This window comes from Roseicella aerolata (genome assembly GCF_020523605.1).
GTDB classification, from domain to species: domain Bacteria; phylum Pseudomonadota; class Alphaproteobacteria; order Acetobacterales; family Acetobacteraceae; genus Paracraurococcus; species Paracraurococcus aerolatus.
The window spans coordinates 61,584-76,296 of sequence record NZ_JAJAQI010000027.1; the positions used below are offsets into that span (position 1 = coordinate 61,584).

11 protein-coding genes are annotated in these 14,713 nt (G+C 71.4%); 6 read left to right on the forward strand and 5 right to left on the reverse strand.

The genetic code is table 11. The features are described from left to right. Positions 1-4: 4 nt before the first annotated feature. Positions 5-2,263 (reverse strand): 4-hydroxythreonine-4-phosphate dehydrogenase PdxA, encoded by a 2,259-nt coding sequence (pdxA, locus tag LHA35_RS28985; RefSeq protein ID WP_338050907.1) that lies wholly within the window; start codon positions 2,261-2,263, stop codon positions 5-7. A 295-nt stretch (positions 2,264-2,558) separates the two neighbouring features. Between pdxA and LHA35_RS17485 the strand changes: the two genes are divergently transcribed. The 6 genes from LHA35_RS17485 to LHA35_RS17510 all read left to right on the forward strand — a co-directional run bounded on the left by LHA35_RS17485 (position 2,559) and on the right by LHA35_RS17510 (position 9,181). Beyond that, positions 2,559-2,750 (forward strand): hypothetical protein, encoded by a 192-nt coding sequence (locus LHA35_RS17485; RefSeq protein ID WP_226610350.1) that lies wholly within the window; start codon positions 2,559-2,561, stop codon positions 2,748-2,750. 33 nt (positions 2,751-2,783) lie between these two features. Further along, positions 2,784-3,914 (forward strand): iron-containing alcohol dehydrogenase, encoded by a 1,131-nt coding sequence (locus LHA35_RS17490; protein WP_226610352.1) that lies wholly within the window; start codon positions 2,784-2,786, stop codon positions 3,912-3,914. An 11-nt stretch (positions 3,915-3,925) separates the two neighbouring features. Then, entirely contained in the window at positions 3,926-4,816 is an 891-nt protein-coding gene (locus LHA35_RS17495; RefSeq protein WP_226610354.1) for a dihydrodipicolinate synthase family protein, read from the forward strand. Between the two features lie 5 nt (positions 4,817-4,821). Beyond that, a complete protein-coding gene (locus tag LHA35_RS17500; protein ID WP_226610356.1) occupies positions 4,822-6,258 on the forward strand; it encodes an FAD-binding oxidoreductase in 1,437 nt (478 codons plus the stop codon). Between the two features lie 37 nt (positions 6,259-6,295). Further along, positions 6,296-7,279, forward strand: a complete 984-nt coding sequence (locus tag LHA35_RS17505; RefSeq protein WP_226610358.1) for a Bug family tripartite tricarboxylate transporter substrate binding protein — start codon at positions 6,296-6,298, stop codon at positions 7,277-7,279. A gap of 369 nt (positions 7,280-7,648) precedes the next feature. After that, complete coding sequence (locus tag LHA35_RS17510) at positions 7,649-9,181, forward strand: amidase (protein WP_226610360.1); 1,533 nt, start codon at positions 7,649-7,651, stop codon at positions 9,179-9,181. 282 nt (positions 9,182-9,463) lie between these two features. On the opposite strand, the gene LHA35_RS17515 is transcribed toward LHA35_RS17510, so the two are convergent. The 4 genes from LHA35_RS17515 to LHA35_RS17530 all read right to left on the reverse strand — a co-directional run bounded on the left by LHA35_RS17515 (position 9,464) and on the right by LHA35_RS17530 (position 14,270). Beyond that, complete coding sequence (locus LHA35_RS17515; RefSeq protein WP_226610362.1) at positions 9,464-10,474, reverse strand: NADP-dependent phosphogluconate dehydrogenase; 1,011 nt, start codon at positions 10,472-10,474, stop codon at positions 9,464-9,466. A gap of 459 nt (positions 10,475-10,933) precedes the next feature. After that, entirely contained in the window at positions 10,934-11,809 is an 876-nt protein-coding gene (yghU, locus tag LHA35_RS17520) for a glutathione-dependent disulfide-bond oxidoreductase (RefSeq protein WP_226610365.1), read from the reverse strand. 392 nt (positions 11,810-12,201) lie between these two features. Next, the gene (locus LHA35_RS17525; RefSeq protein WP_226610367.1) at positions 12,202-12,750 is read right to left on the reverse strand and encodes a LemA family protein; all 549 of its coding nucleotides are present in this window, start codon (positions 12,748-12,750) and stop codon (positions 12,202-12,204) included. Between the two features lie 11 nt (positions 12,751-12,761). Further along, on the reverse strand, positions 12,762-14,270 hold the full coding sequence (locus LHA35_RS17530) for a M48 family metalloprotease (RefSeq protein ID WP_226610371.1): 1,509 nt from the start codon (positions 14,268-14,270) through the stop codon (positions 12,762-12,764). Positions 14,271-14,713: the final 443 nt, after the last annotated feature.

The following is a 14,713-nucleotide window of genomic DNA, read 5'->3' on the forward strand; positions in this document are numbered from 1 at the left end:
CGCGTCAGGCGGCGGGGCGCAGGCGCCGCGGCGCGAGGTCCACGGCCTGCCGCAGCGCCTCCACCAGGCTGCCCTCATCGGCGATGCCCTTGCCGGCGATGTCGAAGGCGGTGCCGTGATCGACCGAGGTGCGGATCACCGGCAGGCCGACGGTGATGTTCACCCCCGCTTCCAGCCCCATCACCTTCACCGGGCCATGGCCCTGGTCGTGGTACATGGCGACCACCAGGTCGAAATCGCCGCGCGCCGCGCGGAAGAACAGCGTGTCCGCCGGCAGCGGGCCATCCACCTTCCAGCCCCTGGCGCGGCAGGCCTGCACGGCGGGGATGATCTTCTCCTCCTCCTCGCCATGGCCGAACAGGCCGTTCTCCCCGGCATGCGGGTTGATGCCGCAGACGCCGATGCGCGGCTCCGCGATGCCGGATGTCACCAGCGTCGCATGGCCGCGGGCGATGGTGCGCTCGACGAGGCCCGGCTCGATCTTCCGGATGGCGTCGATCAGGCCGATATGCGTCGTCACATGGATGACGCGCAGCTTCGGCGCGACCAGCATCATGGAGACCTCGGGCGTGCCGGTGAGCTGCGCCAGAAGCTCGGTATGGCCGGGATATTTGTGCCCGGCGGCGTGCAGTGCCTCCTTCGACAGCGGCGCGGTGCAGATAGCATCCGCCTCGCCGGCCTCGACCAGGCGCGTGGCGCGCTCGATATAGCGATAGGCACCCTCGCCCGAGAGCGGGGAGAGGGTGCCGAAGGGATGCCCGGCCGGGATCAGACCGAGATCGATGCAGTCCACCGTGCCGCGCGCGTAGCGCGCGCCGGCGGGTTCGGCGAGTGCGGCCACGGCGAGGCCGCTGCCGAGGATCGCGCCGGCCTCGCGCAGGCGGCCGGCGTCGCCGACCACCAGCGGGCGGCAGATGGCATACACATCCTCCCGCGCCAGCGCCTTCATGATGATCTCGGGGCCGATGCCGGAGGCGTCGCCCATGGTGATGGCGACGATCGAGCGGCTGTCCCGGGCTGCGGTCATGGGGGTCTCTCCTGCGAGCAGGGCGCGCAGCCGGGCGAGGCTGCGGGCGATGGTTTCGGCCGTGCCGAAGGCGCCGGCCTTGGTCATGACGGGGATCGTATGGGAACCGAGGGTGACGCCGAGCGGCACGCCCGGCTCCACCTCCTCCAGCAGCCGGATGCCGATGATGCCGAGCCGGCCGAGCAGGGCGCAGGCGGTCTCGCCGCCCGTGGCGAAGAGGCCGGCGATATGCGGCGCGGCGGGGGCCAGGGCGTCGGCCAGCCGCTCGGCCAGCAGCGCGCCGCGGGAAAGGTCCACCCCCGCCCCGGCGGCGATGTCCACCAGCACGTCCTCGCCGGCCGCGAGCGCCGCGGCGATGGCCGCGCCGGCCACACGCGCCGCGGCCTCGTCCAGCAGCAGGGCAGGGGGCAGGCTGAAGGGGCGCACGGCGCCGGCCTCGACCAGCCGGGCGGCGGCGGCGCGGGAGGCTTCGGCGACGCTGCCGACCACCACCAGCAGGCCACCCGGGCCGGCGGGCGGCAGGGCCGGTGGCGCGGCGGCCGCCGGTGCCTCGGCGGCGGCGAGCGCCGCGGCGATGCCGCCCGAGCCGGTCCAGAAGAGCCGGTCGGCGAAGGGCAGGCTGGCGCGGGCGAGGATGTCGAGATCCCCGGCCCGCACGGCGTCGCAGACCAGCGCGTCCAGCCCTTCTGCCAGCGCCGATGCGATCGCGGCGGCGGCGTCGTTGCGCAGGCCCGCGAGCGGCAGCAGCCGAGCCCGGAGACCTTCGCCCGCCAGAACCGCGACCAGGTCGGCGCTCGGGTAGCTGTGGTCGCGCGCCCAGAGCGGCGTTTCTTCCAGCGGCACGCCGTGCAGGTGGATGCGCCCGCCCTCGGTCGTGCGGCCGGTGGCGGGGAAGGCGGGGGCGACCAGGGCCAGGGCGCCGGCGCCGCGCGCACGGAGGAGCGCGATGGTCGCCCGCAACTCCGCGACCGGCTGGCCGCGCAGGGTGCTGTCCATCTTCTTGATCAGCCGCGTGCCCGGGGTGAGCCGCGCCTCCAGCAGGGCGCGGTGGCGGGCGGCGGCGGCTCCGGCAGGCAGGCGCCGGCTGTCGGCATCGATGGCGAGCGCCGCCGTCTCGGCCGGGGCAGGCGCCGCGCCCCAGCCCACTACGGCCGGCAGGCCGTGGCGCGTGAAGGCGATGCCGCAATCCGCGGCGCCGGTCAGGTCATCCGCGAGGATCAGCCAGCGCGGTGCCATGGCGCAGCCTCCCTGGATGCCGGGACATGGGCGAGGACGGGCGTCGTCGGGACCTGCATCTGGGCTCCGGGAGTCTGCGCGATTTGCGCGATAAGGGGGGGTGAATGCGCGATTTCTACCAAATGCGCCCGGGCCACCCCGGCATGTCAAGGCTTTCGGCGCGCATTTTGCGCAGACCCTGACCCGCCAGCGCCCTCCCTCGCTTGACAGGCCAGGGCCCCTGCAGCACTGTCCGGCTGCTCGAAACATAAGTTCGCATTCCGATCAAAATGCGCCTCGCCTGCCGCTGGCGCGCATGCTGGAGCCTGCCTTGTCCGGGACCGACACCTCAGCGGAAGCCATCCGCCCCACCCTGGCCGCAGCCGAAGACTGGTCCGGCGTCGGCCGCGGGCTGATCCGCCAGGGCGCGCGCATCCCGGCCGCGCACTCCCGAACGCTTCGTCCTTCCCACCGCGCCCCCGCTTCCGGCCGCGATGCCGAGGGCTGAACCCGCCGCTCCCCCCACGCCGCAGGACCCGCCATGACCGTACTGAGCCGCCCGATCGAGATCCTCCGCCCCGAAGCCATCGAATTCGGTTCCGGCACCGTTGCCGCCATCGGTGGCTGGGTCGCCGCCCGCGGCATCCGCCGCACGCTGGTGGTGGCCGATGCCTTCAACGCCGCCCGCATCGGCATCCTCGGCCTGCCGGGCGAGGTGGCGGTCTTCGGCGAGGTGAAGCCAGAGCCGGACATCCCGAACCTCGGGAAGGCGCTGGCCCTGGCCGAGGCGGTGCAGCCCGACCTCGTCATCGGCTTCGGCGGCGGCAGCGCCATGGACCTCGCCAAGCTGGTCGCCGTGCTGCCGGGCAGCGGGCAGTCCATCCACGACGTGGTGGGCCCCGAGAAGGTGCTGGGCCGCAAGGTGGCGCTGGTGCAGGTGCCGACCACCGCCGGCACGGGCAGCGAGGGTGGCACCCGCGCCCTGGTGACCGACCCCGCCACGCAGAATAAGCTGGCGGTGCAGAGCCGCTTCATGCTGGCCGACCTGGCCGTGGTCGACCCCGACCTGACCATGACCGTGCCGCCCGCGGTCACCGCCGCGACCGGCGTGGACGCGCTGGCGCATTGCGCCGAGGCCTTCACCAGCCGCAAGGCGCATCCGGTGATCGACCTCTATGCGCTGGAGGGCATCCGGCTGGTCGGCCGCTTCCTGGCGCGCGGCGTCGCCGACGGCACGGACCGCGAGGCGCGGGCGGGCCTTGCCCTGGCCTCCATGTATGGCGGCTTCTGCCTCGGCCCGGTGAACACCACCGCCGGCCATGCCGTCGCCTATCCGCTGGGCACCCGCCACCACGTCGCGCATGGCCTGGCCTGCGCCGTGATCTTCCCGCACACCCTCGCCTTCAACGCCCCCGCGGTTGCGGAGAAGACCGCGCTGGTGCTGCAGGCCCTCGGCCTGCCGGCCTCCTCGGACCCTGCGACGGTGCGCGAGGCGACGCATGGCTGGTGCGCCGGGCTCGGCATCGAGATGCGGCTCTCCCGCCTCGGCGTGCCGGAGGGCGATCTCGGCGCCATGGCGACCGAGGCGCATGCCATCCGCCGCCTGCTCGACAACAACCCGCGGGAGCTGAGCCGGGACGAGATCCTGGCCATGTACCGCGCCGCCTTCTGAGGTCCGATCCGATGTCCGAGCTGCACCCGCGCGGCGTCTTCTGCGCCGCCGTCACGCCGCTGACCGCCGATCTCTCCCCGGACCATGCGCAGTTCGTCGTGCATGCCCGCAGGCTGCTGGCCGAGGGCTGCGACGGCATCGCCCTGCTGGGCACGACGGGCGAGGCGAATTCCTTTTCGACCGGCGAGCGCATGGCGCTGCTGGAGGTCGCGGTCGCCGCCGGCATCGCGCCGGAGCGCCTGCTGCCCGGCACCGGCGTGGCGGCGCTAACCGAGACGGTGGCGCTGACCAGGCACGCGCTCTCGCTCGGCGTCGCCACCGTGGTGATGCTGCCGCCCTTCTACTACAAGGGCGTGACCGAGGACGGCCTCTTCGCCTCCTATGCCGAGGTGGTGCAGCGCGTCGACGATCCGCGGCTGCGCGTGGTGCTCTACCACATCCCGCAATTCTCGGCCGTGCCGATCCCCTTCGCGGTGATCGAGCGGCTGCGCGCCGCCTTCCCCGGCACCTTCGCCGGCATCAAGGACAGTTCCGGCGACTTCGCCAACATGACCGCGCTGGTCGAGCGCTTCCCCGGCTTCGCCGTGCTGGCCGGCGCCGACCCGCTGATGCTGCCGCTGCTGCAGAAGGGCGGCGCGGGCTGCATCACCGCGACCTCCAACCTGGTCGCCGCCGACCTCGCCTTCGTCTTCCGCCATTTTGCCGATCCGGACCGCGCCGCGGAAGTGGAGGCGGCGCAGGCCCGCGTGGTGGTGGCGCGCAACCGCGTCTCCCGCTTCGCCCAGATCGGCTCGATCCGTACCCTGCTCGGTGAGCGCTATGGCGAGCCCGGCTGGCGCCGCCAGCGCCCGCCCCTGGTGCCGCTCTCCGCCGAGGAGAGTGCGGCCCTGCTGGCGGGCTGAGCGCCATGCTGACGGATACGGCACTGGCCGGGTCCCTCGCCGGGATCGTTGGGCAGGCCCATGTCATCGCGGCCGGCGGGGATCAGGAGCCCTATCTGGTGGACTGGCGCGGCCGCTACCACGGCCGGGCGGTGGCCGTGGTGAAGCTGGGCTCGACGGCGGAGGTCGCGGCGGTGGTCCGCCTCTGCGCCGCCGAGGGCATCGCGCTGGTGCCGCAGGGCGGCAATACCGGCATGTGCGGCGCGGCGACCCCACCCGCCGAAGGCCGCAGCATCGTCCTGCGGCTCGACCGGATGAACCGCATCCGCGCGGTGAGCCCGCTGGCCAATTCCATCACCGTCGAGGCCGGCTGCATCCTGCAGCGCATCCAGGAGGCGGCAGCGGAGGTGGACCGGCTCTTCCCCCTGAGCCTCGGCGCGGAGGGGAGCTGCCAGATCGGCGGCAACATCGCGACGAATGCCGGCGGCACCGCAGTGCTGCGCTACGGCCCGACGCGGGAACTGGTGCTGGGGCTGGAGGTGGTGCTGCCGGACGGCACCGTGCTCGACCGGTTGCAGGGACTGCGCAAGAATGCCAGCGGCTACGACCTGAAGCAGCTCTTCATCGGCTCGGAGGGCACGCTCGGCATCATCACCGCCGCCTCGCTCAAGCTCTTCGCCCGGCCGAAGGCCAGCGCGCTCGCCCTGGTGGCGCTGCCCGAGATGGAGGCGGCGCTCCGCCTGCTGGAGCGGCTGCGCGGCACCGTCGGTGACCGGCTCGGCAGCCTCGAGGCCATGTCGCGCGGCCAGATCGAGGTTATCGCCGAGCACGTCCCGGATGTCGCCATCCCCTTCGCGCTCGACTGCCCCTGGTACCTGCTGGTCGAGCTGACCGACACGCTGGCCGGCACCGACCTGCGGACGCCACTGGAGGCGGTGCTGGGCGCGGCACTGGAGGAGGGGCTGATCGCCGATGCCATCCTGGCCGGGAGCGAGGCGCAGGCTGCGGCGCTCTGGCGCATCCGCCACAGCGTCTCCGAGGGCAGCAAGCGCGCCGGCTATGTCGTCTCCCATGACAGCGCCGTCCCGCTGGAGCGCCAGGCGGTGTTCGTCCGCAATACCGAGCGCCGGATCCTGGCCGCCGTGCCGCAGGCGCGGGTGGTGATGCACGGCCATATCGGCGACGGCAACATCCATGTCCTCGCCATCCTTGACCGCGATCGCACCCCGGATGCCGCCGCCGCGGCCCCGGTCGCGCAACGCATCAACGAGATCGTGGACGACGAGACCGCGGCCCAGGGTGGCGTCATCAGCGCCGAGCACGGCATCGGCCTCAGCAACCGCGACCGGCTGGCGCGCGTGACGGCGCCCGGCGATCTCGACCTCATGCGCCGGATCAAGGCGCTGCTCGACCCGCAGGGGCTGCTGAACCCGGGCAAGATCCTGTTGCCCGCGCCCCGCTGACGCTTCCGCACCGCACAGGACCAACCAGGACAACGCCATGCATGATCGCCGCAGCCTGCTGCAGACCGCCTTCGGCGCCGCCGCCCTTGCCTGCCCCGCCATCGCCCGCGCCGAGGGTGCCTGGCCGGAGCGGCCGGTGAGCCTCATCGTTCCCTATCCGCCGGGCGGCGCCACCGACGTCATCGCCCGCATCTATGTCGAGCGCGTCGGCGGCATCATTGGCCAACCCGTGGTGATCGAGAACCGTGCCGGCGCGAGTGGCAATATCGGCATCGATGCGGTCGCCAAGTCGGCGCCGGACGGCTACACCTTCGGCGCCGGCACGGTCAGCAATTTCTCGATCAATCAGTACCTCTACAAGCGCGTGCCCTATGACGTGGAGCGTGACCTGAAGCCGGTCGCCCTCGGCTGGGAATTCCCCAATGTCGTGGTGGTGGCGGCGAACCGCTCGCCGGCGAAGACGCTGGCCGAGTTCATCACCTGGGCCAGGGCGCAGCCGAAGGGCGTGACCTATGGCTCGACCGGCGTCGGCACCACCACCCACCTCTCCAGCTCGCTCTTCTTCAGCCGGATCGGCGTGGAGGCGACGCATGTGCCCTTCCGCGGCGCCTCCCAGACCATCCCGGCGCTGCTTGCCGGCGATGTGGACTTCGCGATCGACGGCATCGCTTCCTACATGGCGCTGATCAAGGGCGGGCAGATGCGCGCCCTCGCCATCACCAGCGCCGAGCGCTGGCCGAGCCTGCCGGAGGTGCCGACCATGGCCGAGGCGGGGATGGCGGACTTCGTCGTCACCGTCTGGGGTGGTTTCGTCGTGCCGGCAGCGACTCCGAGGCCGGTGATCGAGAAGCTGAATGCCGCCCTGCGGCAGGTGGTCGAGGACCCGGCGCAGCGGCAGCGGATCGAGCAGACCGGCGCCAGGCCGATCTGGACCACGCCGGAGGCTGCCGCCGCCCGCGCCGCGGCGGAGCGGCCGATGTGGCGGAAGCTGGTGCAGGATTCGGGCGCGACGGCGGACTGACGCCAACGGCCCGGATGCGTGACCGCATCCGGGCAGGAGCGCCGCACTGGTGGTGGGCCGCAGCCGGGATTCCCGACGACGCGACGCTTCGTTGGGCGCCCGGAGCGGCCTTGCATCCTGACTTGTTGTCTGCTGGCGGTGGGCCGGGGAGGCTGGCGGCGGGCGCCACCCCGCGCCACGGGGTCACTGGTCACGGCCCCTGCCATGACGCAAGGCACCACTGTCCTTTCCACATGGCGCCTGCGGGCGCGTTGGCCGGGAATGCGGTGCCGAACACCGGCTGCCGGGCGACGCGCCCTGGCGGGAGCGGGCGTCCCTGAGCCGACGGGGTCGTCCATGCCGCGGCTTGGCGGAGCGGGGCCAGCGGCCTTGACCACCCGGTGCGCTCATCTAGGCTTCGCGCGCATTCTGGAGCAGGCGCGCGACATGGCACTGGCGATGAGCTGGGACGAGTGGGCCGGGCAGGACGCGGTGGCGCTGGCCACCCTCGTGCGCAATGGGGAGGTGACGCCGGCGGAACTGGCGACCCAGGTGGCCGCCGGCATCGCCAGGACCAATCCGGCGTTGAGCGCCGTCATCGAGGTGTTCGAGGATGTCGTCGCCGACCCGCTGCGGGACGGGATGAACCCGAAGGGTCCCTTCGCCGGCGTGCCTTATCTGATGAAGGATCTCGGCCCGACCCTGAAGGGCAGGCTGCAGGAGATGGGCTCCCTGCTCATGCGCGGCAATCGCGCCGCCGCGGACACCTACCTGACGGCGCGGATCCGCGCGGCCGGGCTGAACATCATGGGCCGCACGACGACGCCGGAATTCGGCTGCTGCAGCGCGGCGGACAACCCCGCGGTCTATGTCACGCGCAACCCGTGGGATACGGACTACACCACCAATGGGTCCTCCGCCGGCACCGGGGCGATGGTGGCAGCCGGTGTCCTTCCCATCGCGCATGCGACCGATGGCGGTGGTTCCATCCGCATCCCCGCCGGAGCCTGTGGCAATATCGGGCTGAAGACCTCACGCGGCGTCTTCTCCATCGCCCCGCATGCCTCGGACCTGACCGGGCTGGTTTCGATCCAGGGTTGCCACACCCGCAGCGTGCGCGACACGGCGGCCTTCGTCGATGCCTGCCGCGGCGGTGCGCCCGGCGAGTTCATGCCTTACTGGATGCCGGCCGAGCCCTATACCGACCTCATCCGCCGCGATCCGGGCCGGCTGCGCATCGCGCTGTCGCATGAATGGGGCGACTACCGTGCCACGCCGCATTTCGTGCGGGAGTTGGAGAAGGCCGGCCGCTTCCTGGAAGACCTCGGCCACCAGGTCGATTGGGCTTTGCCCGCGGTGGATTTCCGCGCCGCCTTCGCCGCCCAGACCACCTGCTACATCAGCAATTTCGCGCAGACCATCAACAACCTGCTCGCCCAGCGCGGGCTCGAGCGGCCGCCGGCCGACCTGGTCGAGCCGATCAATATCCGGATCTGGGAGGCCGGGATCGGCACCTCCTACACCGAGCGCGCGCGGATGCAGGCGGTGTTCAACACCACCTCCCGCGCCTTCGGCGCCTTCTTCGAGGACTGGGACATCATCCTGACGCCGGTCACCGCCCTGCCGACACCACGGATCGGCACGACGGAGTATCTGACGATCAGCGACAATCCTTCCGTGCTCGACTGGTTCGGCAATCTGTGGCGGCAATTCGCCTATACGCCGCTTGCTAATCTCTGCGGCATCCCGGCCATTTCCCTGCCGATGGGCACACAGGAGAACGGGCTGCCGCTGGGCATCCAGGCCCAGGCGCGCCAGGCCAATGACGGGCTGCTGCTGCAGCTTGCCGCGCAGATCGAGCGGGCGATGGAGGGGCAATGGAATGCCGGGCGGCGGCCCGGCCTGCATGTCACCCGCGGCTGACGCAGCGACCCGCGAGCCACCGATCGGCCTGCGGCGACCACCGCCGGGCTGGACGACTCCGGACGCGGCCTGCCGGGCGCCCGGCACTGCCGCGAACCATGTCGTGGCGCCATGCTGCGGAGCACGGGCCCGATCTTCCCTTGATGAGATCCGCCCGGCCGCGACCCTAGTTGAGGTCGCATGGCCGGCACCGGACAGCGCTGCAAGCCCCAAGCCTGCGTCGGCCGTGCCGGCGACAGCCGGTGACTGCTCGCCAGCCCCGGATGTCACGCCCACCTGCGTTCAGTTGCCCTGGTCCGGGGCGGGCCGGTGGATGGGCCCCACACGTCCTTCGCGGCGCTCGCGCGCGATCGACTCCTCCGGGCCGAAGGGATGGCCGCCGAAGCCGTGCCGCATGGCGATGACGGCGCGCGCCCAGTCCCGCTCGGCCGGCGCCTCGCGCGAGGCGATCAGTTGCATGACGGATTGCGCGATGACGGGCACCGGCACCTCCATGCGGATCGCATCCATCACCAGCCAGTTCACCTCACCGGTATCCTCGACATAGCCGCTCTCGGCTCGGCCGAGGCCGGGGTCACCGTGATGCGCCTCGGCCAGCAGGTCCACCAGCCAGGAGCGGATGACCGAGCCGCGGCGCCAGCATTCGAGCGTCGCCTGCACATCGAGCGGTGCGTCCTGGCGGCGGAGCAGCGCGTATCCCTTGGCGATGGCCTGCAGCATCCCGAACTCGATGCCGTTATGCACCAGCTTCACGAAATGCCCCATCCCTGGGCCGCCGGCATGAACGAAGCCACCCTCCACCGCGAGGGCACGGCAGATGGGCTCGAGCCGCGCCACCGCCCCGGCCTCGCCGCCCGCCATGAAGCAGGCGCCTTGGCGGGCGCCGGGCAGGCCGCCGCTGGTGCCGAGATCCACGAAGCCGAGGCCCTGCTCTCGCAGGCGCCCATGCCGGCGGATGGAATCGCCCCAATAGGAATTGCCGCCATCCGCGATCACATCACCGGGCTCGAGCGCCGCCGCGAGTTCCTCCAGCACCGTATCAACCACCGGCCCGGCCGGCACCCAGAGGAAGACCAGGCGCGGCGGGCGCAGCGCCGCGCGGAAGCCGGCCGGCTCCTGCAGGGCGAGAAGGCCCGCTTCGATAAGGTCCGGCGGTGCGCCGCCCTTGGTCTGGCCCGCCACGCGGAAGCCCGCCGCCAGCGCCTGGCGCGCGATGTTGCCGCCGATCTGCCCGAGGCCGACAATGCCGAACTCCCGTGGGGCCGCGCCGGCGCGCTCCGGTGTGCTGCTCATGCAGACGCTCTCCTGGCATCGGGCATCCCGCCCTTTGCCAGGAACGTGGGGCGGCCTTTGCCGTTCGGCTGCGCCGCTGCCCTGCCTGGTGGCAGGCCGGCTCCCGGAACGGGGAGAGCGAAGGGATGGCGCGGAAGGTGGGCGGCGCCGGTTGCTCTGCGCCCATCCGGCGGGGACCGCCTGTCGGGACGGCGCCGGATCCACCTTCGTTCAGAATGCAACACCGATCTGCCGATGTTGGTTGACCGCAGGGCAGAGCCCCGCCCTAGGGCCTTCCTGCCCCTCCGCAATCCGCTGGTGCTCTTTGATGTCGAGCAGAATCACGCGCCGGGCGTTCACGCCCGTCTGCGCTTCGCCCTACAGCGGATTGCGTTCAAAACTGAACGCCAATCCACTGTAGACCGTTGTCTGTAGAGCAGATTCACGCTGCGGGGCGCTCACGTCCCTCTGCGATCTGCTCTAGCCGCCAGCCGCCAGCTTGTCCTGGGTCTTGGTGTCGAAATCCCCGGCGTCGTGCCGCTCGTGCAACTGGCTTGAGGGTTCGCCAGTGACGCGGTTCACCATTCGCCCGCGCTGGACAGCCGGCCGTGCGCCGATCGCGTCGGCCCAGCGCTGGACGTTCCTGTAATCCTGCACCTGCAGGAACTCGGCCGCGCCGTAGAGCCAACCTTTCGCCAGGCCGCCGTACCAGGGCCAGATGGCCATGTCGGCAATCGTGTAGTCGCCGCCGGCCACATACTCGCTCTCCGCCAGGCGGCGGTCGAGCACGTCCATCTGGCGTTTCACCTCCATGGCGAAGCGATCGATCGGGTATTCCATTTTCGTCGGCGCATAGGCGTAGAAATGGCCGAAGCCCCCGCCCAGGTAGGGCGCGCTGCCCATCTGCCAGAACAGCCATGACAGGCATTCGGCGCGCGCCGCGGTGCCGGTCGGCAGGAAGGCCCCGAATTTCTCGGCCAGATGCATGAGGATCGCGCCGGATTCGAAGACACGGATCGGCGTCGGGCCGCTGCGATCGACCAGGGCCGGAATTTTGGAGTTGGGATTGACCGCGACGAAGCCGCTGCCGAACTGGTCGCCCTCGCCGATGCGGATCAGCCAGGCATCATATTCCGCGCCGCGGTGGCCGAGGGCCAGCAGCTCCTCCAGCATGATCGTCACCTTGACGCCATTCGGCGTGCCCAGCGAATAGAGCTGGAGGGGGTGGCGCCCGATCGGCAGGTCCTTGTCGTGCGTCGGGCCCGCAATCGGCCGGTTGATGTTCGCGAACCGCCCGCCATTGGCCTTGTTCCAGCTCCAGACCTTGGGCGGGGTGTATTCCGAGGAGTTGCTCATGCTCGACGCTCCCGATGATTGGCACTGATGTGCAATCGCGCGAGCCTACAGGATGGTGCCGAACTGGGCGATAGACAGGCCAATTGCCGGCCCACCTCGTGCTCCCGGCGGGGAAGGGCCCTGCCGGCGATCGTGGTCCTTGCCGCCTTGCCGCCCATCGTGCCACCCAGACCCATTGGCCGCATCGGACCTTCCACCGTGCAGCGGGCCAATTGCGGGTGCCGCAGACCCCGGACCGTTATCGAGAAGGCCAGACGCGAATGGGCCCTGACCCGCACCACCCATGACCTCGCCAGGGCAGCAGCCGGAAGCAGGCAAACGGGGCGTTCGCACCGGTTCCCTTCACCGCCGCAACACCCGGCCGCCTCAATTGTGCCCACACGGAGCGGATCCTAGAACGCGACCTTCGGCTTCACCTTCGCCTCCGCCGGCGCCTCGAAGAAGGGTTCGGGCGCGAAGCCGAAGGGACCGGCGAGCAGGTTGCCCGGCACGGTATGGATCCGGTTGTTGTAATCCAGCACCGCATCGTTGAAGAACTGCCGGGCGAAGGCGATGCGGTTCTCCGTTGTCGCAAGCTCCTCCTGCAGCTGCCGCATGTTCTCGCTCGCACGGAGCGCCGGCACTGCCTCGGCCAGCGCCAGCAGGCCCTGCACCTGCCGGCCGAGCGCCGCTTCGGCCGCAGCGCGGGCGGGCAGGTTGCCGCCGGCGGCGGCGGCCTGTTGCCGCGCCTGCATGATTCCGTCGAAGATGCCGCTCTCGTGCTTCATGTAGCCGCGCACGGCCTCGACCAGATCGGGGATCAGGTCGCTGCGGCGATGCAATTGCACGTCGATCTGCGACCATGCATTGCGCACGCGGTTCCGCGCCATCACCAAGCGGTTGTAGAGCCAGGCCAGGCTGACGAGGACCAGGACGACAACCCCGAGGACCCACCAGGCCATGCGGCACTCCTTCAAAGGCTGAGGATGAGGGCGGCGAGCATGGCGCCGCCGAGGACGGAGAAGGCCGAGGCGGCCAGCATCAGCCCACCCACCAGCACGACCAGCAGGGCGAGCAGCAGCCCCAGCATGGCCATCAGCGTGAGCGCAAGGCCGGCCCGCCAGCGCGGCAGGGCACGAAACTGCGCGACGGAGGCGGCGAGGCCGGTCGGCGCCGCCGGCCCGGCGCCCAGCGCAGCAAGCCGGGCCAATCGCCTCGCTATCGGCGGCGTCAGTGTGACCACCATGGCGACGCGATCGCGAAAGCCCTTCCGGACCCCGTCCGGCGCATGGATGAAGCCCATCTCCTGCAGCGCCCCGCCCGGCGGGAGGCCGCCAGCATGAATGCGGCGCAGCGCGCTGGCCAGCGCCTCCGGGTCGCGCAGCAACTGCACCGCGACGGCATCGGCCAGATAACGCCGCGCCCGCCAGAGCAGGGCGAGCGGCCAGCCGAAGACGAAAAGCATCCAGAGCGCGACCAGCGTCTTCTGCAGCAGCGTCAGCAGCATCCAGGGCAGGAGTGGTGCCGCCAGCAGTGCGCCCAAGGGCGGCCAGCGGTTGGCGATGCTCATGACGTCCAGCATGGCATCCATGCTGTCGGGCGAGAGGCTGATGGCGAGGCCGGCGCTCAGCCGCTCCGCCTGGCACGCCGGCAACCGGCCGGCCAGCGCGAGGAGGAGGTCGCGCAACGCCGTCCAGGCGCCGCGGCGGAAGGGGAGGTCGAAGACCAGCAGCATTGCCCCCAGCGTGCCGAACACCGCCTGCACGGCAGCGGCGAGGCGGACATCGCCGCTGCCCAGGGCGGCGACGAGATGCGCGACGACGCCCTGCGTCTCGCGCCGGTCCACCCGCTCCAGCAGGCCGCGCGTGGCAAGGATGGCGGCGTCCCGGTGGGAGGCGCCGAAGGCCGCGGCATTCGGCTCCGGCGCATCGACCACCAGCAGACCCGGTGTCGGCAGGCCGGCGGCCAGCGCCATCTCGGCGACGATATTGCCGAATTGCCTTTCCTCGAAATCGGCCTCACTCGGAGGGCGGGCGCCGAGATCCGCTGCCGCGGCCGCGATGGCGCTGCGGCGATGGAAGCGGGCGAGCCCGGCCCAGACGAGCATTGCCAGGGCCATGCCGGGCAGGAGGAGTTGCGTCGCCTGCAGCAGGTCGCCTGCGGCCAGGGGCAGCCCGGCCAGGCCCATCGCCTCCAGCCTCTCGCCGCCGCGGATCAGCGCCCGCACGCAGCTCTCGACCCATTGCGAGATGGCGTGCAGCGCCGCCAGCATCGCCACGGGCGCAAGGCCGAGCCAGGCCAGCAGCCTCAGCATGGCGGCCAGCAGCAGCAGGGCAAGGGGGCCGGTAATGGTGCTCAGCACCGCCCCGAGGCCGCCTGCCAGCCCCAGGCAGAGCAATGCCCAGAGCCGCGCATGGCGGCGCCGGCGGGCCTGCTCGGTGAAGAAGGCGGTGCGATCCGCCGGGGCGGCGGCCTGGGGCATGCGCCCGGACTACACCGGAACGCATCGCCCGGAGCGTTGCTGAAGGCATTGTGTCCGGCTGCGAGACGGCCGGGAGCGAGGCTGCCTGACCGGGGACAGGATTCGCGGTGAAAGCGGCGAGCCAGAGCAGATCACCGCAGGGTGGAAACGCTCCGGGGCATGGACCTGCTCTATCTGGACATTGGCCTAGTCTTACTGTGTCACTTGCTTCTTGGCCGTATACGCTGTTTCTGCAGGCAGCAGGGGCAGCGCGGGAGGAGGTGGACAAGGCCGACGGTGAGGCGGCGGCGAATGCTGGCGATTGAGTGCGGCACGTGGCGCTCAGGCCGGACCGGCACCGCGCGGCTGGAAGCCTTTGGATAGCGCAGGTGTCTTGAGCCGCCGCGCGGTGAAGCGGGATTGAGGGGGGAAAAGGCAGCGCTCGGCCACGAGGAAGCCGTAGG